The 24,179-nt window shown below is 49.4% G+C and carries 27 protein-coding genes; 13 read left to right on the top strand and 14 right to left on the bottom strand.

Features of this window, described 5'->3' with window-relative positions:
- The first annotated feature begins 43 nt into the window (after positions 1-43).
- The 4 genes from CWE22_RS09325 to CWE22_RS09310 are packed head-to-tail and all read left to right on the top strand — an operon-like array spanning position 44 to position 3,868.
- The gene (locus CWE22_RS09325; protein ID WP_169931158.1) at positions 44-529 is read left to right on the top strand and encodes a YajQ family cyclic di-GMP-binding protein; all 486 of its coding nucleotides are present in this window, start codon (positions 44-46) and stop codon (positions 527-529) included.
- 39 nt (positions 530-568) lie between these two features.
- The gene (locus tag CWE22_RS09320) at positions 569-1,867 is read left to right on the top strand and encodes a sensor domain-containing diguanylate cyclase (RefSeq protein ID WP_169931157.1); all 1,299 of its coding nucleotides are present in this window, start codon (positions 569-571) and stop codon (positions 1,865-1,867) included.
- Positions 1,867-2,541 carry a class I SAM-dependent methyltransferase gene (locus tag CWE22_RS09315; RefSeq protein WP_169931156.1) on the top strand — a complete coding sequence of 225 codons (675 nt, stop codon included), beginning with the start codon at positions 1,867-1,869 and terminating at the stop codon, positions 2,539-2,541. The genes CWE22_RS09320 and CWE22_RS09315 overlap by 1 nt, the downstream gene beginning before the upstream one ends.
- Positions 2,542-2,578: 37 nt before the next feature.
- Positions 2,579-3,868 carry an anti-phage deoxyguanosine triphosphatase gene (locus tag CWE22_RS09310; protein WP_169931155.1) on the top strand — a complete coding sequence of 430 codons (1,290 nt, stop codon included), beginning with the start codon at positions 2,579-2,581 and terminating at the stop codon, positions 3,866-3,868.
- 19 nt (positions 3,869-3,887) lie between these two features.
- Here the strand turns inward: CWE22_RS09310 and CWE22_RS09305 are convergent, their stop codons facing one another.
- From CWE22_RS09305 to CWE22_RS09295, 3 genes are read right to left on the bottom strand one after another with little or no spacing between them, the layout of a single operon-like run.
- A complete protein-coding gene (locus CWE22_RS09305; RefSeq protein WP_169931154.1) occupies positions 3,888-4,400 on the bottom strand; it encodes a DUF1543 domain-containing protein in 513 nt (170 codons plus the stop codon).
- A gap of 3 nt (positions 4,401-4,403) precedes the next feature.
- The gene (locus tag CWE22_RS09300) at positions 4,404-5,672 is read right to left on the bottom strand and encodes an APC family permease (RefSeq protein ID WP_244596041.1); all 1,269 of its coding nucleotides are present in this window, start codon (positions 5,670-5,672) and stop codon (positions 4,404-4,406) included.
- Positions 5,669-6,598: a LysR family transcriptional regulator gene (locus tag CWE22_RS09295; protein WP_169931153.1), complete on the bottom strand. Its 930-nt coding sequence runs from the start codon at positions 6,596-6,598 to the stop codon at positions 5,669-5,671. Before CWE22_RS09295 ends, CWE22_RS09300 begins: the two co-directional genes overlap by 4 nt.
- A gap of 119 nt (positions 6,599-6,717) precedes the next feature.
- Between CWE22_RS09295 and CWE22_RS09290 the strand changes: the two genes are divergently transcribed.
- A complete protein-coding gene (locus tag CWE22_RS09290) occupies positions 6,718-7,656 on the top strand; it encodes a sodium-dependent bicarbonate transport family permease (protein ID WP_169931152.1) in 939 nt (312 codons plus the stop codon).
- 6 nt (positions 7,657-7,662) lie between these two features.
- Here CWE22_RS09290 and CWE22_RS09285 read toward each other — a convergent pair whose 3' ends face one another.
- Complete coding sequence (locus tag CWE22_RS09285) at positions 7,663-8,085, bottom strand: organic hydroperoxide resistance protein (protein WP_169931151.1); 423 nt, start codon at positions 8,083-8,085, stop codon at positions 7,663-7,665.
- 164 nt (positions 8,086-8,249) lie between these two features.
- Here CWE22_RS09285 and CWE22_RS09280 point away from each other — a divergent pair, with 164 nt between their 5' ends.
- The 3 genes from CWE22_RS09280 (at position 8,250) to CWE22_RS09270 (ending at position 10,860) form a co-directional block, all read left to right on the top strand.
- Positions 8,250-8,714, top strand: a complete 465-nt coding sequence (locus tag CWE22_RS09280; RefSeq protein ID WP_169931150.1) for a MarR family winged helix-turn-helix transcriptional regulator — start codon at positions 8,250-8,252, stop codon at positions 8,712-8,714.
- A gap of 62 nt (positions 8,715-8,776) precedes the next feature.
- Entirely contained in the window at positions 8,777-10,189 is a 1,413-nt protein-coding gene (locus CWE22_RS09275) for a sensor histidine kinase (RefSeq protein WP_169931149.1), read from the top strand.
- On the top strand, positions 10,186-10,860 hold the full coding sequence (locus tag CWE22_RS09270; RefSeq protein ID WP_169931148.1) for a response regulator transcription factor: 675 nt from the start codon (positions 10,186-10,188) through the stop codon (positions 10,858-10,860). The genes CWE22_RS09275 and CWE22_RS09270 overlap by 4 nt, the downstream gene beginning before the upstream one ends.
- A gap of 145 nt (positions 10,861-11,005) precedes the next feature.
- On the opposite strand, the gene CWE22_RS09265 is transcribed toward CWE22_RS09270, so the two are convergent.
- The gene (locus CWE22_RS09265) at positions 11,006-11,494 is read right to left on the bottom strand and encodes a TspO/MBR family protein (protein WP_169931147.1); all 489 of its coding nucleotides are present in this window, start codon (positions 11,492-11,494) and stop codon (positions 11,006-11,008) included.
- 119 nt (positions 11,495-11,613) lie between these two features.
- Here CWE22_RS09265 and CWE22_RS09260 point away from each other — a divergent pair, with 119 nt between their 5' ends.
- Positions 11,614-12,075, top strand: a complete 462-nt coding sequence (locus CWE22_RS09260; RefSeq protein WP_169931146.1) for an EVE domain-containing protein — start codon at positions 11,614-11,616, stop codon at positions 12,073-12,075.
- On the opposite strand, the gene CWE22_RS09255 is transcribed toward CWE22_RS09260, so the two are convergent.
- Complete coding sequence (locus CWE22_RS09255) at positions 12,062-13,189, bottom strand: alanine racemase (RefSeq protein ID WP_169931145.1); 1,128 nt, start codon at positions 13,187-13,189, stop codon at positions 12,062-12,064. The genes CWE22_RS09260 and CWE22_RS09255 overlap by 14 nt on opposite strands.
- 146 nt (positions 13,190-13,335) lie before the next feature.
- Between CWE22_RS09255 and CWE22_RS09250 the strand changes: the two genes are divergently transcribed.
- Positions 13,336-13,575, top strand: coding sequence for a helix-turn-helix domain-containing protein (locus CWE22_RS09250; RefSeq protein ID WP_169931144.1), 240 nt, complete (start codon positions 13,336-13,338; stop codon positions 13,573-13,575).
- Here CWE22_RS09250 and CWE22_RS09245 read toward each other — a convergent pair.
- Positions 13,565-14,128 (bottom strand): DUF924 family protein, encoded by a 564-nt coding sequence (locus tag CWE22_RS09245; RefSeq protein ID WP_244596040.1) that lies wholly within the window; start codon positions 14,126-14,128, stop codon positions 13,565-13,567. The genes CWE22_RS09250 and CWE22_RS09245 overlap by 11 nt on opposite strands.
- Before the next feature lie 75 nt (positions 14,129-14,203).
- On the opposite strand from CWE22_RS09245, the gene CWE22_RS09240 reads away from it, so the two are divergent.
- Positions 14,204-14,680, top strand: coding sequence for a nuclear transport factor 2 family protein (locus CWE22_RS09240; protein WP_169931143.1), 477 nt, complete (start codon positions 14,204-14,206; stop codon positions 14,678-14,680).
- A 3-nt stretch (positions 14,681-14,683) separates the two neighbouring features.
- Here the strand turns inward: CWE22_RS09240 and CWE22_RS09235 are convergent, their stop codons facing one another.
- The 6 genes from CWE22_RS09235 to CWE22_RS09210 all read right to left on the bottom strand — a co-directional run bounded on the left by CWE22_RS09235 (position 14,684) and on the right by CWE22_RS09210 (position 21,622).
- Positions 14,684-16,150 carry a flavin-containing monooxygenase gene (locus CWE22_RS09235; protein ID WP_244596039.1) on the bottom strand — a complete coding sequence of 489 codons (1,467 nt, stop codon included), beginning with the start codon at positions 16,148-16,150 and terminating at the stop codon, positions 14,684-14,686.
- A gap of 48 nt (positions 16,151-16,198) precedes the next feature.
- A complete protein-coding gene (locus CWE22_RS09230; protein ID WP_169931142.1) occupies positions 16,199-17,326 on the bottom strand; it encodes a PepSY-associated TM helix domain-containing protein in 1,128 nt (375 codons plus the stop codon).
- 12 nt (positions 17,327-17,338) lie between these two features.
- Positions 17,339-19,483, bottom strand: a complete 2,145-nt coding sequence (locus tag CWE22_RS09225) for a TonB-dependent siderophore receptor (protein WP_244596038.1) — start codon at positions 19,481-19,483, stop codon at positions 17,339-17,341.
- 150 nt (positions 19,484-19,633) lie between these two features.
- On the bottom strand, positions 19,634-20,263 hold the full coding sequence (locus CWE22_RS09220) for a YiaD family glycine zipper/OmpA-like lipoprotein (protein WP_169931141.1): 630 nt from the start codon (positions 20,261-20,263) through the stop codon (positions 19,634-19,636).
- Positions 20,264-20,390: 127 nt separating this feature from the next.
- Positions 20,391-21,179, bottom strand: coding sequence for a DODA-type extradiol aromatic ring-opening family dioxygenase (locus tag CWE22_RS09215; protein ID WP_169931140.1), 789 nt, complete (start codon positions 21,177-21,179; stop codon positions 20,391-20,393).
- A gap of 2 nt (positions 21,180-21,181) precedes the next feature.
- Positions 21,182-21,622, bottom strand: coding sequence for a DoxX family protein (locus tag CWE22_RS09210; RefSeq protein WP_169931139.1), 441 nt, complete (start codon positions 21,620-21,622; stop codon positions 21,182-21,184).
- Positions 21,623-21,773: 151 nt separating this feature from the next.
- On the opposite strand from CWE22_RS09210, the gene CWE22_RS09205 reads away from it, so the two are divergent.
- A complete protein-coding gene (locus CWE22_RS09205; RefSeq protein ID WP_338052912.1) occupies positions 21,774-22,664 on the top strand; it encodes a LysR family transcriptional regulator in 891 nt (296 codons plus the stop codon).
- The gene (locus CWE22_RS09200; protein ID WP_169931138.1) at positions 22,661-23,419 is read left to right on the top strand and encodes an SDR family oxidoreductase; all 759 of its coding nucleotides are present in this window, start codon (positions 22,661-22,663) and stop codon (positions 23,417-23,419) included. The genes CWE22_RS09205 and CWE22_RS09200 overlap by 4 nt, the downstream gene beginning before the upstream one ends.
- Here the strand turns inward: CWE22_RS09200 and murI are convergent.
- Entirely contained in the window at positions 23,416-24,162 is a 747-nt protein-coding gene (gene murI, locus CWE22_RS09195) for a glutamate racemase (protein ID WP_169931137.1), read from the bottom strand. The genes CWE22_RS09200 and murI overlap by 4 nt on opposite strands.
- Between the last annotated feature and the right edge of the window lie 17 nt (positions 24,163-24,179).

Raw genomic sequence — 24,179 nt, 5'->3', positions numbered from 1 at the left:
AAACTATATTCCTCAAATGTAAGCAACAATAGCGAGTTTTACCATGCCTAGTTTTGATGTTGTGTCGGAAATCGACAAAGTAGAACTGAAGAATGCTGTCGATAACGCCAATCGTGAACTCACTACACGATTTGATTTTCGCGGTGTCGAAGCAACTTTTGAGCTCAATGATTTTACGGTCACGATGACCTCAGAATCTGATTTTCAGGTTCGTCAGCTACAAGATATCTTTAATAATCATTGTGCCAAGCGGAATATTAGCTTAGCGGGCAGTGATATTGATGACGAACCCACGCACAGCGGCAAGCTTTATAGCCTGAAAATTGTGTTTAAAAATGGGATTGAGCAACCACTCGGCAAAGAAATCATTAAACTATTAAAAGAGCACAAACTGAAAGTTCAAGGTTCTATTCAAGGAGACAAAGTTCGAGTGACTGGTAAAAAGCGCGACGATTTGCAACAAGCTATCGCCATGCTCCGACAATCAAAGATTGAATTACCTTTGCAATTCGAGAACTTTCGCGATTAAAATAACTTAACATAAGTTATAGAGCGGGCAATACGGAACATGGATTGGCGTACCTTTATTGAAGCGATGCCTGGGGTGGTGTATCGCCTCAGAAAAAGCCCCGATGGCTACTATAGCTTTCCTTATATTAGCCCTTTGGTAGCCGACTGGTTTGGTGTTTCTGCGACGACGTTGAAGGATAATGCAGCGCCACTTTTAACGATGATTCATCCGAATGATGTTGATCCTCTTATCGCTGCCAGTGACCGCGCCGCTATTGACAACACTGACTGGAGCTACGAATTCCGAATGCTCAAACCGAGCGGAGAAACGGTGTGGCTCGAGGCCTATAATCACAGTCGCGCTCGTGCTGATGGAAGTCTTGAGTGGACTGGCTACCTTAATGATATTTCGGAACGCAAGAGGCTTGAGCGAGAGCTTGCGGTCAGTGAGTTACGTTTCCGTACTTTTGTCGAGAATGCTAACGATATTATTTATACTGTCTCGGCCGAAGGCGAACTGACCTATCTGTCACCGAACTGGGAGAAGTTGTTGGGGTATTCGGTTAGTGCGTCGCTGTCAAAACCGTTCACTGATTTTGTTCATCCCGACGATGTGGGTCGATGCTATCGGTTTCTCGAATCCGTCCTAGCAGAAGATCACAAGTACGAGTCAGTCGAATATCGTGTTCGCCACCGAGCGGGTCATTGGCAATGGCACACGAGCACTGCATCAATGGTTACCGAGGCAGATGGCAGTACTAAATATTATCTGGGTATTGCTCGCGACGTCACCACGCAGAAAAAGCAAATGGAAAAGATTGCCAAAATGGCACAGCATGACATGCTGACAGAGCTACCCAACCGAACCTATTTTGGTGAGATTCTCGAACATAATATTAGCCGTGCAACACGTAAAAATCGTGCCCTAGCAGTTTTATTTATCGATCTCGACAAGTTTAAGCCGGTGAATGATAGTCACGGTCATGCTATCGGCGACGAACTTCTGATTGCTGTGGCAGGGCGCTTACGGAAATGTTTACGCGCAGGCGATGTTGCCTGTCGTGCCGGCGGTGACGAGTTTATTGCGCTACTGAATGACTTAGATCCCCAGGACCAAACTCTGAATTTTGCCAGCATGATTGCCGAACGTATTCGTGCAGAATTGGCTGATCCTTTCGATATCGAAGATCTTCATTTGTCTGTTACGGCAAGTATCGGCATCGCTTCCTTTCCGCACCATGCGCAGCAATTGGGTGATTTGTTAAGGGCGGCTGACCAAGCTATGTATGTTGCAAAAAATGAAGGTCGCAACTGCGTCCGCATGGCGCAAACAGAAGCTAACGATAGCTCAGCTTGATGTTGTGTCCATTGTGTAAACACCACCCTCTAGAACTCGTCCATACCGAGACTAAAGGAACCTTAATAGGTCGTGAATTTTGGCGCTGCGAGGAATGCCAACTCATCTCTGTTCCACCCGCCTTTCAGATAGATGATGCGGCCGAACAAGCTATCTATGATTTGCATCAGAATGATCCACAGGATCCGCATTATCGGCAATTTTTGAGTCGAATTGCGGTGCCTTTACTCAACTTGCTCCCGGCATCTGCACAAGGGCTCGATTTCGGTAGCGGACCGGGTCCAACGCTATCGCTAATGCTCGAGGATGCCGGTCATTCTTGTGCTGTCTATGACAAATTTTATGCCGCCGATGAGTCCGTTTGGGACCATCACTACGACTTTATTACTGCCACCGAAGTGTTCGAGCATCTGACCGATCCCGCCATCGTTTTAGACCGATTGCTGTCGTGTTTGAAGCCAAGTGGCTACCTTGCCCTCATGACACAGCGTTGGATCTCTTTGGCGCGGTTTCAAAACTGGCAGTATCGTAATGACGCAACGCATATTATTTTTATGCATGAATACACGTGTGATTGGCTCGCGCGGACTTATTCATTGACCATCGAGTACATGGCACATGGTGTGGTTATCTTTCGCAAGACTGGTGAGCCCGTTGAAAAGCCAGTAGTATAAACCGTCAACTTTTCATTGAATTATAAGGTAAGTTCGCATGACCGAGCACTGGCAAGCACGTCGTTCCAACGCCCCGCTACAACGCCCCGGTGATTTACGTAATGCGTGGCAGCGTGATCGTGCTCGAGTGTTGCACTCTGCAGCGTTTCGTCGCTTACAATCCAAAACGCAGATCATGAATGTCGGTGAAAATGACTTTTATCGAACTCGCCTCACCCATTCATTAGAAGCCTCGCAAATTGGTTCGTCATTGATTAATCAACTACAGCATGTGTGCAGTGCTGAGGAGCGCGCGCTGCTACCTGATTTGAATTTGATGGAAACCTTGTGCCTCGCTCACGACATCGGCCATCCACCTTTTGGCCATGGTGGCGAAACCGCGCTGAATTACAAGATGCTGGCCTCCGGTGGTTTCGAAGGTAACGGGCAAACCTTTCGGATTGTTGGCAAGCTGGAAGCTTATCATCCTGAACATGGCATGGATTTGACTCGTCGCTCGCTGCTGGGCCTGTTGAAATATCCAGTATTGATGCCTGAGCTACCGCAATCGCCTGAGCACGATAAGCCAGGTAGCTTGTCACAATGGAAACCAGCGAAAGCGCTATTTGCCTGTGATGCCGACCTGCTGGATTGGGTATTAGAGCCGTTGTCGGAGGCAGACCGGAAATTATTTCAGCAAGTGGATGTGCTCGCGGCCTCCCCATGGCAGAGATCACGACACAAATCGCTCGATGCGTCGATGATGGAACTTGCCGACGATATCGCTTACGGGGTTCACGATTTAGAAGATGCAGTCGTTACCGGCACTCTGAATGAAAAGCAATGGCACCAGCATATGGATGCTGTGGTCGATCACCTCGAACCCGAACTAACAACGCTGATGCATAAACTGGGGCGACAGCTCTTCGCCAACGAGCACCATGAGCGCAAGAATGCAATTGGTGCCTTAGTGAATATCTTTGTAACTAAGGTTCGTTTGGAAGTGGTCTTGCCTGAAGCTGACGAGCCATTAATCCGCTTCAATGCAACCTTACCAGAAAGTGAGCGCTTACTATTGAACAGCCTTAAGGCGGTCGTATTCGAACATGTGATTAATCAGCCATCGATTCAACAGCTGCGCTGGCGGAGTCAAAATATGCTGCTCGATTTATTCGCAGCGTTTCATACCGAACCTGAGCGCTTACTACCTCGTAATACTCGTGCTCGCTGGCGGGCAGCAATGGATAACCAAGGTGCTGCAGCCGCGGATCGAATCCTCTGTGACTATATTGCAGGTATGACCGACGATTATGCTGAGCGAATGTATCGCAACTTGTTCCTCACGTAGATCATCTGCACGGCAATGATTAGGGGAGCGGTCGATAGCCCATCCAATCGGGCTCTAACTGCTGCGAGCCGCCATCATGTACCAGTCGAATGTACCAACCATCGAGTAGATCGATTTGTAGACAGTCATCGACCTCTAATAGGTCATCTTTATGGAACTCCAGTGCCTTCGCTAAGCCTTGCTTTTGCACACTGGCTTTACCCAATTGTTTAGCTTCATCAGCAGACTGAGCAACTACTAAAGTAAAGTCGTGAAACTCGGCAATGCGGCCCGGATAGTAACCACCATAATTGACGAAATAGAGCTTCTTCGATTGCTGCACAGGCTCGCGGCTAAGCTCCACTCGGTACCCGTCAATATGGTGGATCTGCATAAAGCTATCCATGTGAATACCCTGCTGACTGCCAAACCATTGCTGTCGCAACTGCGGGAACGTCGCCTCAATCGATTCACCCACGACAAAGCGTACATCGTGCAATTCGATATTTGCCTTCGGCGCGGTACCGCCAACATAAACCAAGTACACTTGCATTATTTAGTCCTCAGAGGTTGCGGCTGCGCTGTAGCGAACACGATGCCAAATCAGTCCAATAACAATCAAGCCGATCCCATAACCCAACACGCTCAAGTCAACAAATGCGGCGAGTGATAAACAGGCCAAAAGACCAAGAATTGAAATCCAACGCGGGACAAAGCGTAGGTCGGGACTCACCTGCAGAGCTGCTAAGTTGGTCAAACTATAATAGACCAATACAGTGAAAGCACTGAATGACCAAGCGAGTTCCAAGTCACCGATGAGTACCAGCGCTAGCATTACCCCTGCAGTAAATAATATCGCCGCTGGTGCCGACGTGCGCTGCGGATTCAGCGCTGCCAAAGCAGGTGGTAGATCTTTTCTTCGCGCCATCGCCAAAACTACGCGCGATACCCCAAGTAGTAAATTTAAAGCGACGCCCGCCATGGCTATAACGGCGCCAATCGCTAAAGCAAAATAGACCCACCTAGGTGCGTGCTCTGCCAGCACCAAATCAGCTAATACTAAGCTCTGCGCTGTACCTAAAGGAAAGTTAAGTAAGGCCACCCCGATAAAGATATACAGAATAGTGACCACCAAGACAGTCGTCACAATAGCGCGTGGTATGGTATGCCGCGGCTCAGTGACTTCCTCACCCATAGTCGCAATACGTCCATAACCGGTGTAGGCGACAAACAGCAGTGCCGCTGCTGCAAGTATATCGCTCCAGTGCTTCGGCTCTTGTGCCGCATCTAAAACGGATGGCACAGGGTCCAGAGTGAAGCTGTAGCCAATAAACAAAACAAGGGCAGCTATGGCGATAGCGACCAGCACTGCATTTGCGCGATTCGAGCGTTTCAGACCTCCCATCACCAACCCGGTCAAAAGCGCAAGCACTGCGATACTGATTCCGACTTCTGCATAGCCTGACCAACCGATAGCATGTGCCACTGTCTTACCGATAGCCAAAGAGGCTGTAGCCGCCGATGCACTTTTTGCCAGTACAAATAGCCACCCGGCAGTGAAACCCAGGTCATGATTCAAGAATCGGTAGCCATACTCATAGGTACCGCCGCTAACTGGGTGAATGGCTGCCAGTTGCGCACTTGATAAACCATTGCAGGCTGCCACCACTGCAGCCAGAGCGATAGCCCAAACCAAATAGCTACCAGCGAGTTCGGCACCAAAACCTATACTCACAAAGGCGCCAGTACCGATAATTGAGCCAAGTCCAAGGAGAACCGCACCGGGTAGTCCTGTCGTTCGTTTTAGTTGTGACTGTTCCATCATGCCTCCGTGGTTGGCACTAGCCAGCGTGACTCGATAATTTGCGGCAAGCGCTCGCGTACATGACTGACGAAGGTATGTGCAGCATAGCTTTCATAACGCTGTCGGTGACGTACTAAGTACCAATAGCTTTGTAAGGGAAATCCCTTGATTTTCAACGTGGCAACTTGCTCTGCTCCGTGTGCTAGTGGATGTTCCGAAATCACAGCGAGTCCAAGTCCGCTCGCTACACCAAGTCGAATAGCTTCATTACTTTCAATCTGCATAGTTTGCCGTAACCCGAAGCCTTGACCACTCAACCAAGCCTCAAACAGCATTCGCGTCGCAGAACCTGGTTCACGAATTAAGAAGCGTTCCTCGTGGAGCTGCGAAAAAGTAATCGTCTGACCTGCGGCCCAATGATTCGGCGGAGCAATCAGCTGTAGCGGATTTCGCACCAAAGGTTCTGCATCTACATCCGTACCTGTCGGCGGATGACTGAACCAATACAAGTCGTCAGCTTGATCACGAAATCGTTCCAGTATGGTACCGCGATTGGCAATATTCAGGATCACTTCAATATCTGGAAACTGCTCGGCAAAACTACTGAGTAATTGGGCCACAAGATACTTGGCGGTGGTGACAAGTCCAATCGTCAACTTCCCGACCTCGCCACCGCGGAAACGCTGTAACTGCTGACCCAGATCGTCAAATCGACCCAGCACATCACCCGCAGCTTGATAAAAATATTCTCCCGCAGGAGTCAACGTAATGCCTTCGCGATGGGTCTCGAGCAAGGGCTCCCCGACAATATCACGCAACGATTTCAACTGAAGTGACACGGTAGGTTGAGTGAGGTGCAACTGGCGGGCGGCCTGAGAAATCGAACCTGCTTGTACTACAGCACGAAACACTTGCAGTAACCGAAAATTGATACGGCGACTATCCATGGCAAAACACCTATATAGATAATTACCTATAGTAAAGCATAATAATATTAATTATTAAACATGCTCGAGTTCGCGCATAATCGCTCCGCTTCATTCTTTACTGTCTCAAGGACCGATATATGCCAGATATAGTGATAGCTTTTTTTGCATTAGGATTGATTGCCGGTGTACTCAAATCCGATCTTAAAGTCCCGACCTCTGTGTACGATATTCTCACCATACTGCTTATGCTAAGTATCGGTGTTAAAGGTGGTCTCTCACTGCATGGCAGTGGCGATTCGATTCATCTTGGTCACCTTGGACTCATTGCTCTGCTCGGTATCATCATCCCGCTTATTGTCTATCCGATACTCAGTAAAATAGTACAACTCAATATGGAAAATGCCGCCAGCATTGCCGCTCACTATGGCTCGGTCAGTGCAGGTACTTTCGCTGTCGCCTGGTCGTTAGCCGAGAGCGCTGGACTGCCTCTGGCGGGCGATACTACGCTGTATCTTGTGATTCTTGAGCTGCCGGCGATTATCTTGATGCTCGCCTACTATCAGCATCGGCAACAGCAGCAAAGCACCGAACCTACATCTCTATGGTCGGTATGGGTAGAAGCCTTAACCAGTCGTGGAGTGATTTTATTACTCGGTGGTGTCATTATCGGTGCGCTATACGGCCCGAAAGGGCTGGCTCCTATCGAAGGCATGGTGATTGACGGGTTTAAAGTATTGCTTGCACTGTTCCTGTTAGAAATGGGTCTATGTACAGCACGCATTTGCACCCCGCTGCCCCTACAGCACTGGCGCCTCGTGCTGTTTGCGGCACTTACACCATTTGCACTGAGTTGGCTGGGTCTCGGACTTGGTTTGTGGCTGCAACTCCCGCTCGGTAGCGTGCTCGTTTTGGGTGCATTAACTGCAAGTGCATCCTATATTGCGGCGCCAGCAGCCATTCGTGCGGCCATAAAAAAAGCCGACATAGGCATGGCTATGTTGGCTTCTTTAGGGGTCACGTTCCCGGTCAATGTGCTCATACAACTGCCACTATTGACCAAGTGGCTGAGCGGTTAATACCGCTCAGTCTTCGGTATGGACATGACGATTAACGTCAATATTACCCTTAGTGGCGTGGCTGTATGGGCACACTTCGTTGGCTTTCTCTACCAAAGTCTGCGCTTGATCATCAGCCATGCCGGGTAGGTAAACATGCAGGTCAACGGCGATTTGGAAACCACCCTCGCGTTTGCCAATGCCGACATTCGCAGTGAGTTTCAAACCGTCCGGCAGCTTGGTTTTTTCTTGCCCAGCAACGTGCTTCAACGCACCTAGAAAGCAAGCTGAATAACCCGCAGCAAATAGTTGTTCCGGATTCGTTGCACCACCAGGTCCGCCGAGCTCTTTCGGAGGTGCTAGTTTTACATCAAGTAAACCGTCATCCGATTGCGCGCGGCCGTCTCGGCCACCCGTTGAAGTGACTGTGGCAGTATAAAGTGCTTCCATTTGTTGACTCCTTAACAAAGACGAAGTGAAAATTAAAAACTGACTTAACCATAGCAGATAATTACTTGCATGCAAGGTAATCAGGCTATTTAATAGTCAAAAGGTCTTTACGTTTGCTTGCAGTTTAGTGAATACTAAAATAAGACAGTAGGAAAGGAATGCATATGACTTCTCGAGTGACATTGCCGCTTAACGAACAACTCTGTTTCGCGATGTATTGCGCGGCAAACTCTATAACCCGTATGTATCGTCCCATACTCGAACCTTTCGGACTAACCTATGCACAATACGTAGTCATGCTCGCATTATGGCATGGCGGTAAAATGCGCATGGGAAATTTGTCCGCGGAAACTCAATTTGACTCAGGTACGCTCACACCCTTAGTTCGAAAATTAGAGGACAAAGGATTACTTCAGCGTAGTGCGTGTCAGAATGATGATCGCGTCAAATTTGTCGAACTGACTCAAGCTGGTGCAGACCTTGAACGGCGAATGAGTGGTGTCGCCCAGCAAATGCGCTGCCAAATGGCACTCACTGATGAACAAATGGCATCCATGCGTGAGCTTTCTCACCGATTGAAGCTCGGTTTCAGCGATGCGGAATATCAAGCGCGACGTTCAGCTCGGTAGTGATCCTAATAGCAGAATGAGCGTTAATTGAAGCAGTATTATGACCGCGAGCGTTGATTCACATGTTCAAAAAAAAGCTGCTTCGCTTTGCCATTGTTAGCTTGTTGATTGTCGTTTTAGCGGCAGTGATGGTGCTGTGGTCATCACGCGTGACCTTAAATCAAATCGGGCAAATGAACACCGCAAATGCCCTTCTTAATGAACATTTGCAGCTTTCCAGCACCTCCTATCGATTGTTTAAACAACTCACTGATGAAATTTTATTTGGTCAGTTTGCCAATCAATCTGCCGTGCGCAACAAGCGCGCCATTATTGCGGAGTCATTGGGTAAGATTCGATTGCTGGAGATACAACAGCGCGAAGCACTCGGGATCGAATTTACGGCAGGTAGTATCGAAGACACTGACGCACTCGAAGCTCTGATTGATAGCATCATTGCTGACTTCGAGCAGATTGTTGAGAACAGCGACCCTGTCGATTACGACGACCGCATTCGTTTCATCCTTGAAGAACGAATAGATATCGGTTTTCGCGAAGCTATAAACGCTGCCGTTACGCGACAACAAAACGTAGTTGATGCACTCAATAGCCGCATTGATGGTATCCACGTCATCATACTTTGGACCGCTATTAGCCTTGCTATTTTAGCTATCGTAATCACCCTAGCGGGTGTTTCGTCATTGCTTCGAGCAGTCGAACGCACACGTGAAGAATTGGAATATCAAGTTGCTCAGCGAACTGCAGAGCTAACGTCCGCCAATACCGCGTTAGAACGCAGTGACTCTATTCGTCGTAATTTCCTTGCCGATATCAGCCATGAGCTGCGAACGCCACTGACGATTATTCGTGGTGAAGCTCAGGTCGCATTGCGGCGAGAACAGCGTGACCACGAAGAATATAGAACCGCTTTGCGATGTGTCCTGGAGCAGTCGGTTGCACTGTCACGCTTGGTAGATGATTTATTATTTATAGCCCGAGCTGACTCCAACAGCCTTAGACTCAATCGGCAACCCGTCGATGTCGTGCGCTTGCTGCATAGCGTTGTCGAAGATACACGAGCGCTATCTGAGCACCATCAAATTCAAATCGAATGCGCTGAAGACTCGGTAGCAAGTGCCGTGATCGACGCTGAGCGCATACGTCAATTACTCGTCATTCTCATTGAGAATGCAATTCGCTATTCACCAGCGAATACGCAAATTATCTTGCGCGCAAAGATTTCGGAAGCCGACTTAATTATTGTCGTTGAAGATTTTGGGTATGGCATCGAAGCCAACGAACTACCGTTTATTTTTGAACGCTTTTATCGCGGCGCACAAACCAGCAAACATGAGCAAGGTATGGGATTAGGGCTCGCTGTGGCCAAGGCAATTGCGACGGCGCATGGCGGTCGGCTGACGGCCAGCAGCACGGTGGGTGAAGGTACTCAGATGACCGTGGTGTTACCGAGAGAATTACAGAGAGAGATGGCATGAACCTACTCATTGTGGAAGATGAACAGCGACTTGCCCAATTCCTTCTCAAAGGATTGACAGCTGAGGGCTACCGCTGTGACCATGCGGGCGACGGCAAAACCGGCTTGCAGCTGGCTCTCGCGGGTGACTACGATGTGATTATTCTAGACCGAATGCTACCGCAGAAAGATGGATTGGCTGTACTGCATGAACTGCGACAACAAGGAAATTCGACACGAGTATTGATGCTCACCGCACTCAATGAAACCGACGATAAAATTCTTGGCTTGCGCGCGGGAGCTGATGACTACTTAGGAAAACCGTTCGACTTTGATGAGTTGGTTGCTCGCTTGGAGGCACTGGCACGACGTGCAACAACTCCGACCGCAACCTTGCTGCAAAACGGCTCGGTTGTGCTGGATACCGATAAACATCTAGCCTTTTTGGACGGTTCTACGCTCGATTTAACCAGCAAAGAGTTTGACCTACTGAAATTCTTCCTGAAACACCCGAATACGGCACTGTCGCGAGAGCGTATTCTCAATAAAGTATGGGGAACGCACGAAGACCCGCTTACCAACGTTGTGGATGTCTATATTCGGCGATTGCGTCTCAAGCTCAACGATACCGACAACACGTTGATCGAAACGGTGCGAGGGGTCGGCTACCGCCTTATTCACCGCAATTCGTAATTTTCATGTTCTGTTCATGTACCACTCAATCTAGGTTCATGGTTTGTCGCTATACTCTAGTCTCTCTTTTGTGAGTCTGCGCAGTCGCCTTCCGACGACTGTGTTGAGCCGGCCTAGTGGGCGCCATCCCTAGGCCGGTATTTTTTTATAAAACACCTGGATTAAGTTGCCAGATGCTGTAGTTCAATGCCGCCGCAAAGGTCACCCACATTAAATACGGAATCAATAGAATCGCAGCCGCGCGGTTCACCCGCCAATAAGCCGCAATAGTAATGAGTATCGCACCCCAGAGAATGATGATTTCAATGTAGCTGATAGCGCCTAAGTACCATGCAAAAAACAACCAGCTCCAAAGTGCATTCAGTGCCAACTGAATAAAGTTAATTTGTAGTGCACGTTTTGCATCGCCGGTAAAACCGTACTCGCGCCAAATTAACCAAGCGGCTATACCCATTAGCGTGTAAAGCGCTGTCCAAACTGGACCGAACAACCATGCAGCGGGCGCCCAGTCAGGCAACATCAGCTCACGGTAAAACACTGGGGCATTGGCTGAACCGATACCGCCGACAAAGGCAACTAAATACGACAGCGCGAGCCATCCAAACAAACCACCTACTTGCTTCGCTAACGACATGCTTTACTCCAAGAGATAGTGAACAGTGAATAGTAAACAGATAACGGTAAAACCTACCGAGATAGTCTAGCCTAGGTTAATATGTTTGCTACTCACTATTCACTATTCACTGTGTTTTTATGAATCATTGGTTAATGAAAACTGAGCCAGATGAGTTGGGCATCGATGATTTTGCGCACGAACCACAACGCGATTTCATGTGGGACGGTGTGCGCAATTACCAAGCGCGTAACTTTATGCGCAGCATGCAACCGGGTGACCATGTGGTGCTCTATCACTCATCCTGCAAGCACATTGGCACAGCTGGCATCGTCAAGGTAACCCGTGCTGCTTATGCGGACCCCGAGCAATTCAATCCGGACTCAGCATACTACGATCCAAAAAGTTCAGCTACAGAGCCACGTTGGGATGCCGTAGACTTGTGCTTTGTCGACAAATTTCCCCGCATTATTCCGCTATCAGAGTTGAAAACCTTGTCCGCACTGGCAGACTGCGCATTGGTGCGCAAAGGTAATCGACTCAGTGTCATGCCGTTATCTGCAAATGAGTATAAAGCAATCCTTGCCACTACCAACCGTTGATTCGTGACCAGCGCGTCGCTTGCGTATGGCGGTCATCACTCACCACATACTCTTCAAATTGGCTCGCGGTGGCACAGGCATGATTTGGCAACACACAGATTTTAGTGCCAATCGGTAAGTCTGGTAATACAGCCTCGCTGCCTTCGCGTAACATCATTACACCATGCTCTTGACTGGTATTGGCGACGATTAAATCGGGATAAACCTCGCCATCGAGGGTAGTGACGACGCCGTAGCCTTGGTCGACCGCTTGTTTGGCTGTGCCGCGGTCACGTGATAGTGCCATCCAGCCCGCATCGCAAAGAATCCAACCCTTATCGGGGCGATGACCAATAACCGTTGCCACCACACCAATCGCAATATCTTCCAGTGCACAGACGTGAATGCCTGCCATTACTAGGTCTTGAAAAACATAAACGCCTGCTCTGACTTCGGTCACACCCTCAAGATTCTCAGCATAGTGCGCTGTTGGCGTCGAACCCACACTCACCATAGACACCTGCATACCTTCAGCACGAATGGATTCAGCAGTGCTGACCGCAGCTTGTCGCTCGGCTTCGGCAGCTGCAGCCTTTTCGGCATCCGTTTCGCAGTGATAAGAGCCACCTGCATGCAATAAAACGCCTGCTAGGGCATTTCCTTCGTGCAATTGACGCGCAATCACCAGAATATCTGGATCACCGGGCACCAGACCCGCACGATGGCCATCACAATCCAGTTCTATTGCTGCCCGAATACCAGTATTCCATTTCTGATTTGCTGCCAACACAGCTTCAGCCTGAGCAGCGCTATCTAACAACACGGTTATCTTCACACCCTTGTGCATGAGAGCAGCCAACGGCTCTAACTTATCTGGGCTGATTCCCACCGCATATAAGATGTCGCGATAGCCATACTCCGCGAAATACTCGGCCTCTTTGATAGTCGACACAGTTATCGGACCCAACGGATGCTTGCACATCAGCTCTGCTATAGGCGCTGACTTCGCTGTTTTAACATGCGGTCGCAACACGACTCCGAGAGCATCCATACGAGCTTGCAACCGATGGATGTTACGCAACATCCGCGGACGGTCGAGTAGTAAATAAGGAGTACGAATCGCTGTCAGTTCCATGGGATCCTCAAAACAGAGTAATGGCTATTGGCTACTAGCTATTGGCTACTCGCCATGTTTTTTTCGAGTAACTAGTAACCAGTAACCACTAGCGCTTTAAAGTCTTTTAGTGTTTACTATATTTATTTGCATATATTGGGGGCGCTATGCGTCTTGAAACAACCGCCGAAATTTCAGCTGCAATCAAAACTGCTCGCAACGCACTGGGCTGGTCTCAAACTGAGCTCGCCGAGCGAGTCGATACCACCCAAGCCGTCATCTCAAAAATTGAGAATAAAGGCGACGGGCGCGTCAGTACCTTGTTACGAGTGCTAGCGGCGCTGGAGTTGCAGATGATAGTGCTACAACAGCGCGACAGCTGCCTTTGGGCAAAGGTTAAAAGCTAGAGCCTGGCTGCTGTAAAAACTCGATCTCCGCCGGCGTCGATTCACGCCCAAGTACTTGGTTCCGATGCGGATAGCGCCCGAATTCCTCAATAATCACTTTATGTTTGTGCTCAAACTCAAGGTTGTATTCAAGCCCAGGCTGATCAAATAGCCGCACAGCTTCTTCATGAATGGCCAGTGATTCACTGTGCATGTAAGGCATATACATAAATGCACGTTGCAGCGTCGGCAACTGCTTATCATGTCCGCCTGCCACAGCCTCTTGAGCAAGCGCCAGTGCCAATGCATCGGCAGCGAATGCGCGGGCGGAATCGCGAAACAAATTACGCGCGAATTGGTCAAGCACAATAATTTCCGCTAAACGTCCACGTGAACTCTCTCGCCACACCCACAACTCAGCTGCGGCCGCTTTTTCATAGGTCGCCGCAAAGCGTTTATGAATGATCGCATCGACTTCAGCGTCCTTTTTAAACCATTGTTGCTGAGTGAGCTCTTTGAACCAAAAATTCAGTACTTCTGTTGCTGTAACCGCCATGCTTGCTGAGCTTGCCATGGGTAATCCTCGCTCTTGCATTTCTTTCCTCGTATTCTTTGTCATACTAGCATGAAAAATAACAAGGAGAATTCCATGCGTTTCATCTCAATGACTTTGTTTTGTGCTCTGCTTTTCGCACTACAAGGGGTCAGCAGTACTGCTCTCGCTGCAGAGGCGACTCACTCCAATCGCACAGATTCGGTCGCTAAAACTATTGATCATTTCCTCTATGGCGCCAGCGTCAATGACAAGGTTATTCATGGCTCTTTTTGGGCAGAAGATCTCACCTATACCAGTTCCAGTGGTATTCGCTTTGGTCGCGAACAGCTGATGTCAGGCATGCAAGACGCCGTGCGAATTCCAGATGATGAGGTGAACTCTTGGTACAGCGCCGAAAACCTAGAAGTGAAGTGGGCGGGCGATGCAGCCATTGTCAACTTTACCCTAGTCGCTACCGCCATAGACGGAACGCGTCAGGAATATCTGAACAGCGGCGTTTTAGTTGAGCGCGATGGCCGTTGGCAGGCCATGAATTGGAATGCCACGCACAAAGCTAATCCGACCGAGTAAGCATTAACGCAGTTGGTGGTGATGCCGCTTAAAGCGGCTCGCCAACCAGCGGTAGACAAAGCTAAACCCCGGATACATGGCAATCACACGTCCGCTTTTGCTCTTGTACCAACTGTTGCAGCCGCCAACTTGCCACACCGTGTTACGCATTTCGCGATGAATCATGTCAGTGTACTTTTCTTCCGCAGCAGGCTTCACTTCAATACTCAATGCAGGTGAATTTTGCAGTTCTTGCAAGCAGCGCAGGATGTACTTCATTTGCGATTCGATAATAAACAAAGCGGAGGTGTGGCCAATGCCCGTATTGGGTCCAGTGACCAAATACAAATTCGGAAACCCTGGCATGCTCGTACCCAAATAGGCGCGCGGAAACTCTTCCCAAAATTGCTCTAACGTTTTGCCGTCGCGCCCCGTCACGCGAAAAGGAATCGAGCCATCGGTGGCTTGGTAACCGGTCGCATAAACAATCGCATCGAGCTTGAGTTGTATGCCCTGGGCGGTTTCGATGCCGCTCTCAGTGATTCGCGCAATACTGTCGTTCCGGTCATGCAAGCTTACGTTGTCGCGCTGCAACGCTGGATATAACGTGCTTGATACCAATATACGTTTGCACCCAATCAGATAATCGGGCGTCAGCTTCTGACGCAGTTCGGGATCTTTGATCGTTTTTCGCATAAAGCGTTCGGCTTCCGATTGACCAATGAAACGCATCAGCCGCTTTGAGTATTTAAACGCAATGACCCGATATTCCAGTGCCCAATAAATAGTTTTGCGGAGCAAATGATACATCGGCTTCCACTTCAGCAGCGTGCGCGCCACTTTGCCAAATTTCCAATCGTGTCGCGGTAACACCCAATGCGGAGAGCGTTGAAAAACGTGCAGCGCCTCAACCTCAGAGGCAATAGCAGGAATGACCTGAGCGGCACTAGCACCACTTCCAATAATAGCTACCCGTTTCCCCTTGTGATCGAAGTCATGGTTCCATGCATTGGTATGGAATTGCTCACCTTGAAAGGTGTCATGCCCCGGAAACTCGGGTGTCAGTGGTTGACTGAGCGGCCCTGATGCACTGATGACACTGCGCGAACGGAAAATGTCACCCGCTTTGGTTTGAATTTGCCAATGGTCATCACACCAATCTAATTGCTGGACATCCTGCCCGGTGCGCGTTTGCTCACGCAGACCATACTTTTCAATAATTTTATTCGTGTAGTCCTCGAGCTCAGGTTGCTCGGCGTACATCTGCGTCCATGGGTAGGGTTCAAACGACAGTGAATAAAGCGGGGATTGCACGTCAACAGCGGCACCGGGATATTTATTTTGTACCCAAGTGCCGCCCATGAAATCACGGCGTTCTAATATGAGAAAGTTATTCAGTCCGCGTTTACGTAAGTTAATAGCAGCAATTTGGCCACCAAAACCACTTCCAATAATGACCACGTCGTACACGGAAAATCCCTGCTCAATCAACTCAAGTGAACCTCATAGTAGCAGGGATTTTCGCCAGTTCGAAGTGCTTTAGTAAGTGCGCCGGCGCTGTCGTTTATTGCGACGTTGCCACCAAATATAGCCACCGGTAATGGCCAGCAACAACGGCAATAAACCGACAAAACTATACAGTGCTTTGACCCCTAAACCGCCCCAACTGCCAAAGTGCAGACGCCGAAATGCATCCAGCGTTTTCATGCCTGCTCCTTGTTCATTTAAGTTGTAAGTACTCAAATAGTCGCCAGACCAAGCATCGTAGTTGGAAACACTGCCATAATTACTCAGCAGCGGGTTTGCTGTCGGGGCGCGCCCAAATACTGTGAACGGCAACTCTGGTTCGAATGGAAACAGTACGTATGTCGGTTTGAAACCCTCTATCCGTGTCTGACTGTCGGCTACCAGCTCATCAATATTGACCGATTCGGCATACAGGCGCTCGGTCATGATGTGGTGCTCTTGGCCACCGCCATGTTCGGTCCATTCTTCGTAGAAAATTAACCCGTTGTAGTACACGCCGGTAATACCCAACACCAGCAACACTGGCGAGGCAAAGGTACCCGCCATTTTGTGCAAATCACTGAATACGACTAGCAATCGGTGATCCCAGCGCAAGGTGAAAAAGCGTGCCCAAAACCGCCGATACATGATCAGCCCAGAGATCCCCATAAAGAGCAAAAACAGCCCTAACACTAGGGTAATCAATAGACCGAAGTGTTCAGTCGCGAAGTTAAAGTCTAAGGTTTCTAAGTCATTCAACAACAGCGTGTAATGCAGTTCCAATAACCAATCCGTTAAGTAGTGACCCGGCTCTGTTGGCAAGCTTCGCAGTTCACCCGTATACGGGTTTAAATGCACTTTGTGCCAAGCATCCGTGCCCTCTTTAATCACAAATACACGGTCCGCTTCATCATGACCTGCCGGAAAGATTTCCCAGCTCCCAATTTCATAGTCAGGTAACTGCTGATTCACTCGCTGCTTCAGTGTATTGAGGGGTAATCGTGGTTCGTTGCTTGGTGCCAAAGCCGCGACATCGGGCAGTAACCAACCATCAATTTCTTTCTTAAAAACCAGAATACTTCCGGTTAGGCAAATAAGCAGAAAGGGGACCATAAAAATGATCCCCAGCCAGCCATGCCATTTATGCAAGCTTTTACGCATGGTCAATAACTCTTAGAACAAGTAGGTGAGTGTCGCGGAGTAATTGCGGGGCGCACCGTAATAGCCTTGTGCCCAGAGCAAACTATTGATGTATTTTTCATCCGTTGCGTTCTGTACGTTCAAGGTTAGGCTGAGCGCTTCACTAAACTGATAGTTCGCCATCAAGTTTAAGCGCCCGTATGCCTCTTGTGTGGTCACAATATCCGCGCCAGCGTTGGCGTAGGACTCTCCCACCACACCTTGGAAACGTGAAATGGTGTCTTGCCACAAATAGGTCGCGCCAAACTTCAGGTTTTCTATCGTCGCCGGCCGATAGGTCAATGACGTACGGAATAAATTTTCCGGCGTGTAGTCTTTGACTAGTTGATCACCATCAATATCGAAAGCCGATGCCGAAATGGTGCCTTGCAAACCCTGCATGATTTGACCGGTGAGCTCCACCTCAAAGCCTTTGCTCGTGATGCCATCTGCCGCGCGATAGACTTGCTCCGGCGCGCCCGTATTTGGGTTGGTCACAGTGCCATCGCTGACACCCAGATTCACCTGTTCAACGTTGAAGTACGCTGCCGACAATAATGCCGCACCTTCAAACAACTCCGTTTTGAAACCAACTTCTGAACTCTCACCTGTCAGCGGCGGTAAACGACGGAAGTCACGGTCACGCAAGTTCTGCGCTTGGAAGGTTTCGGTGTAGGATGCATAGACAGTCGTTGCTGGTGTCAGTGCATAAGTAGCACCGAAATACGGAATAAATTCATCCGCTGCACTCGACTGGTCCACGCCATAGCCAATTCCGTTGCGCTCAAAGTCGTTCCAACGACCTCCGAGAAGTACCTTAAAGTTGTCGGTAATGGCTAGTCGGGTTTGCGCGTAAAACGCTTTCTGTGTGTTCTCAATTGTGCTGCCATCTTGGCCATCAGTAAATTCTGGGAATGGCGTATTACCATTCCAATTCTCCAGCGCAGGCATCACTGGGAAGCCATTGCCGGTATGGAAGTCATACAGCGAAACATCGACATAATCGAGACGTGAGTAGTTTGCACCCACGACAACTTCATGTTCACGTCCCCAGGCAGAGAACGAACCACTTACGTATGCATCGAAAGTGTCTTGTTCGTCATCTAAGTCATACTCACTGCCGTAACCAATCAGTCCTAAACCAGTGTCAGGATCGAGCCCGACCGCAGGGTCCGCCAAATAGGTATAAAACAAGAAACTGTCTTCGTCGGTACGTACTCGGTTGTAGGCGAAACGCAGTGTCCACATATCCGAGAGCGCTGTTTCGACGTCAATAAAGCTGCGACTTTCGCGCACATCCCACTGCGACCAGTCAGCTGCAATATTGGTCGACACATCAAAATTAGTCGGCGTACCATCACCGTAATAGAGGGTCAATGCTCCCCAGAGGTTGCCATCCGTTTCGCTGTTGTGCTCGCTATGACCGAATGTGATTAAAGTATTGGTCGTAGGTGCATAATCAGCAACCAAGTAAACCATTTGCGTTTGGTTGGCATAGCGATCGAGGTATGATTCGCGATCATCGCCAACCACGACAATACGGCCGCGGAATGAGTCATTGAACGCACCTGAAAAGTCACCCTCGAGCCGCTTACCACTCCATGAGCTCAAGCTACCACTGACCGAACCACGAAATTCTGAGGTAGGTTTCTTACGCACTAAATTAACGGTGGCCGATGGGCTTCCGACTCCAGTCATGACCCCGTTAGCGCCATGCACAATTTCAATTCGCTCGTACATTGCTGTATCAAAACGTCCATGAGAATTGCTATTGATCAGTGGCAAACCCAATCCATCCACTTGAAAATTGTTCAGCTCAAAGCCGCGTGATGTGTAGTAAGTACGATCAGACTCCACTTGCTCAACATTCACGGTGGCCGAGTTTTCGAGGGCTGAATTTAGATCCGTCAACGCGAAGTCTCGCAGCTTTTCAGCAGTGATCACGGTGACCGTTTGCGGGGTTTCTTTGATGCTGAGGTCCAGCTTGCTTGCCGATTGTTGATCCTCGGCCAAGTAGCCACTTTGCTTGTGACCTAATATTTGCAGACGTTCCATTGCTTCGTAAGTTTGTGGATCAGCATGAGCTTGCGCAGCTAGAACTGCAGAGATGGCGATTGCTACACGAGATACGGCTTTCACAGAAATTTCCTTTAATGGTGACAACGATGGCGGAAATGATAATGCAAATGCGAACGATTCGCAATACCGTTATTCGTTTTCTGTCAGCCATAAAAAAGCGCTAGCAGCTCAAGGCAACTAGCGCTTTCTATTTGAAGTATCTGTTTAGCTTTAAGTATTCGGTACGATGCGCAGCTCAACACGACGGTTCTGGGTACGACCCGCTGCCGTTTCATTACTGGCAATCGGCTGCGATTCGCCAAAACCTAAGGTCGTAAGGCGACGGCTGTCGACCCCATTACCATTCAGTTGGTTACGTACGGCCAGTGCGCGATTTTCTGACAAGCGCTGGTTGTACTCAGCTGAACCCGTGCTGTCGGTATGGCCTTCGATCACCAACGTGGTTTTTTCATAACGCTGGAGTACTTTGCCGACGTCCGTTAACACAGGCGCGAAGCTTTGCGAGATCACTGCACTGTTGGTATCAAACGTAATGTTACTGGGTAACTGCAGGCGAATGTTGTCGCCATCACGGATAACCTGAACGCCACTACCGGCCAACTCTTGGCGGAATTCCTCTTCCTGTTGGTCCATATAGTTACCAACAGCCGCCCCTGCGAGTGCGCCTACAGCAGCACCCCAAACATATCGGCTTTTATCATGGTCGCCCGTGCCTTTACCAATCAATGCTCCAGCAACGGCTCCAATGGTGGCGCCTTTCTGAGTATTGCTCCAACCACTATTCGCACACCCAGTGAGGGCGAGCGATGCGGTAACAGTCGCTATAATTAGTTTGTTCATGCGTAGCTCCTTACTTGCGTCCATTCACTTGCAATCAATGCATAGGACTTCACAAAGTAAAGATAAAACTAGCACAGCAACTGCTTTCGCAACGGGTCTTTACTCCAGATTTACTTGTTCCGCTCAATTAAGCTGCAAGCCACAAGAACATACCGCAACGCTTGTTCAAAACTTGAGGACGGTAAAATTGATCGGGGGCTCGTTGAGTCAGTCCGAAACACACGTGCAATGGCAATAGATGCTCTTCTCGCGGATGACAGAAACGTGCATATGGAGCTTGCTCCCAGTTTTTGAGCCGCTGCCACCGTTGCAAATGACTGTACTGCGGAGCCGTCAAACTATCGACTAACCAATCCTCAAAAGCTAAGTTCTTGGCGTCACTTTCTACGGAATCGGCATTGAAAAACGCTCGCATATTGTGAAAGGAAAAGCCTGAGCCCAATACCAAAATATTGCGATGTCGCAGTAACGCTAAAGCCTCACCGAGTTGCAAATGCAGGTCCGGGTCTAATGAGCGCATCAGTGACACTTGAACAACCGGTATATCCGCCTCTGGATACATCAGTTTTAACGGCACAAACACGCCGTGATCCAAACCGCGCTCAGCATCGAGTTGTGGCTCAAATCCCGCCAGTGCCGCCTGAAGTTCCAATGCCAACTCTGGTGCACCCGGGCTTGGATACTGAATGGCATAGGATTCCGGCGGAAAGCCCGTATAGTCGTAAAGTAGGCTTGGCGACTGCGCCGCGGTAATGGTCGGTTGTTGTGCCTCCCAATGTGCACTAATCACGATAATGGCTTCAGGTTGTCGGAGCTGGCGGCGCATGTCCGCCAGCACCTCCCGCATTTCACGATGACGCGCATCACCTAATAAAGGCAAAGGACCACCGCCGTGTGAAATGAACGCTACATCCATGATTACTTCTCGCTCAGCGCTTTATCTACAGAAAGATTACCGGCGCCTTGAATTGCTAGCGCTACACTCACCACGAATAAGACAAGCGCATACTCGTAGCCGTTATTGGCCATAAAGAGGCCATTTTCAAAGTGCACTGCAAAAACGGCAACCAGCATGGTGAACGCCGTGACGATAGCAGCTGGACGAGTCAACAAACCAACCGCCAATGCTAGACCTCCGAAAAACTCAGCTGAGCCAGCTAACAATGCCATGATGTAGCCTGGCTCTAAACCAATGCTACCCATCCATTGTCCGGTGCCCTCTAAACCATAACCGCCGAACCATCCAAACAGCTTCTGCGCGCCGTGTGCAGCTAGCACTAAACCCACTGGAACCCGCAACACAAACGCTGCCCAACCGGCATTGGTACTCAATACTTTCTGAATAAATTGGTTGTTCATAACTATGTCCTCTTAATAATCGATGAAATGCTGATACCACAAGCATGGACAACACTTTACTATCAACACATGCTGTTATTAATATGGTATTTATTTTATAATTAGCAACGTTCTATTGATAATTGAGATTCATGTGGACCGACTCGATGCTATGCGAACGTTTATCACTGTCGCGCGCGAAGGCAGCTTCACGCGTGCAGCTGAGCGTTTAGGAATGTCACCGCAGTTAGTGAGCAAATACGTGGGGCAACTCGAGGCGCATTTAAGTGTTAGGCTGCTCAATCGCACCACGCGTCGTGTGCATTTAACTGAAGCCGGTATGCGCTATGAGTTGAGCGCACGGCAGGTACTCCAAGAAATCGACGATATTGAAAATGATCTCGGGAGCTTACAATCCAGCGCCACTGGTCAAATACGGATTAGTGCCCCCGTATCTTTTGCCATTGCTCATTTAGCTCCGCTTCTCCATGACTTCCAAGAACAGTACCCCGCAGTAACCTTTGATGTGCAGTTGAATGACCGTAAAGTCGACATCGTAGATGAGGGCTTTGACTTAGCACTGCGTATTGGCCAACTCAAAAGCTCCTCGCTCATTGCGAAACGTCTGGCTCCAGTACGATTAGTCATTTGCGCGGCACCAGATTATTTAGCTAAACAGGGCACGCCTCACAAGCTAGATGACCTTAAAAACCATAAGCTGCTCCACTATAGCTTGATGGAAGATGATACCAGTCCGCTGCTGAAAACATGGTTACAAAGTCGCCATACCATGGTGTCCAATAATGGTGACGTGCTCACTCGTGCTGCTATCGCTGGCGCTGGATTAGTCATTCAACCGACCTTCATAGTCAGTGAGGCGATAACCTCGGGCGCACTGTTACCGGTACTGAACCAACATGTGCCGGAGCCTCTGGCACTCTATGCGGTCTATGCACACCGAACTCTGCTCGCGAGTAAAGTGCGTGCATTTCTGGATTTTAGCGCCGATTATTATGGTGAAACGCCTCCTTGGGACCAGGGTTTAACAGGAACTCCAACATGACACGATCGATATTTATTTCAGGCGCAGCAGCAGGTATCGGCCGCGCCACCGCTCTCTATTTTGCGGCACGAGGCTGGCGAGTCGGTGCCTTTGATATCGACGAACAAGCAGTGGCCGCTCTATCCGTGGCGTTCCCCGAACAGATTATGACAGGACACCTCGATGTTCGCTCCGCTGAGTCTTGGCACCGCGCACTTGGACAATTCTGTAGCGACGGTACTCTCGATGTCTTATTCAATAACGCAGGAATTTTAGTGTCTGGAGACTTCACGGCCACCGCCGCTGCTGACCACGCACGCTTAATTGATGTGAATTGCAGTGGCGTGATGCATGGTTGCCATGCAGCTTTTCAGTATTTGTGCCGCGGGCGCGAGGCTCGCGTCATTACTATGTGTTCGGCAAGTGCCCTGTTTGGTCAACCTCAACTAGCGAGTTATTCGGCGAGTAAGTTTTTTGTCAAAGGCATGACCGAAGCCTTGAGTCTCGAGTGGGAACCGCAGGGTATTCAAGTCATGGATGCGGCACCACTGTTCGTCAAGACCGCCATGGTTGAGGGTCCGGAAACACCAGCGATGCGCAAGCTCGGTGTTCGATTAGAGCCGGCTGACATTGCCTTAGCCATATGGCGAATGGCGCACTACAAAGGCAATAAAATGCATTGGCACATTGGCATACAAACTAAGCTAGCAGCGCTGGCTGCTAAACTATCGCCGCATTCGCTCAATCGTTGGGTCAATGCCCGTATAACTCGTTAGAGATTCAGGCCCCAGCGCAGCGCAGTGCGTTTTACTGCCTCGACGTTCTCGGTGGCTAGGATCTGAATGGGTGTTTTGTCGAACCGAGCCTCGAGATCAAGGTGCTGCTTCAGCCATGCTACCATCGCCTCACCGGAATGAATCGTTTTAGCGCCGCCATAATAGGTCGAAATACTGTCTGCTAAGAGCGGAAAATGTGTGCAACCGAGCAACACAATATCTGGCGTTTCAAGCATACGAAAGTAATGCTTGAAGGCTTCGTCAAGAATTGGCCCTGCGTAAATTTCTTCTTCTACCATAGGCACAAACAGGGGTGTGGCCATGGCGGTAACATGTTGGAAACCGAGGTCAGCGATACGTTGCTGATAGGCATTCGACTTGATGGTTGAGCGCGTGGCGATTACGAGTACTCGCGCTGAAGAGGGTTCGGCTGCAAGCTGCTGTAGCGCCATCACTCCAGGTTCAAGTACACCATAAACAGGCTTATTGGAGAACTTCTGCATTGCCTCTAACGCAGTCACACTGACGGTGTTACAGGCAACAACAAGGGCATCGACGTCGGCGCCATTGAAAAACTCAACGGCCTCCAACGCGTACCGCGTGACCGTATTACTGTCTTTGTTCCCGTACGGCACACGCGCGGTGTCACCGTAGTACAGAAGCTCACTGAAGCAGCCACTTTGCTGCAATGACCGAGCTACCGTTAGACCACCGACACCACTATCAAACACACCCACTTTCATTGCTAACGTCGCTCCAT

The organism is Pseudidiomarina aestuarii, assembly GCF_003987355.1.
GTDB lineage: Bacteria > Pseudomonadota > Gammaproteobacteria > Enterobacterales > Alteromonadaceae > Pseudidiomarina > Pseudidiomarina aestuarii.
Note: the sequence above shows the minus strand (reverse complement) of the source record. Positions and strands in the feature narration are given on the sequence as shown.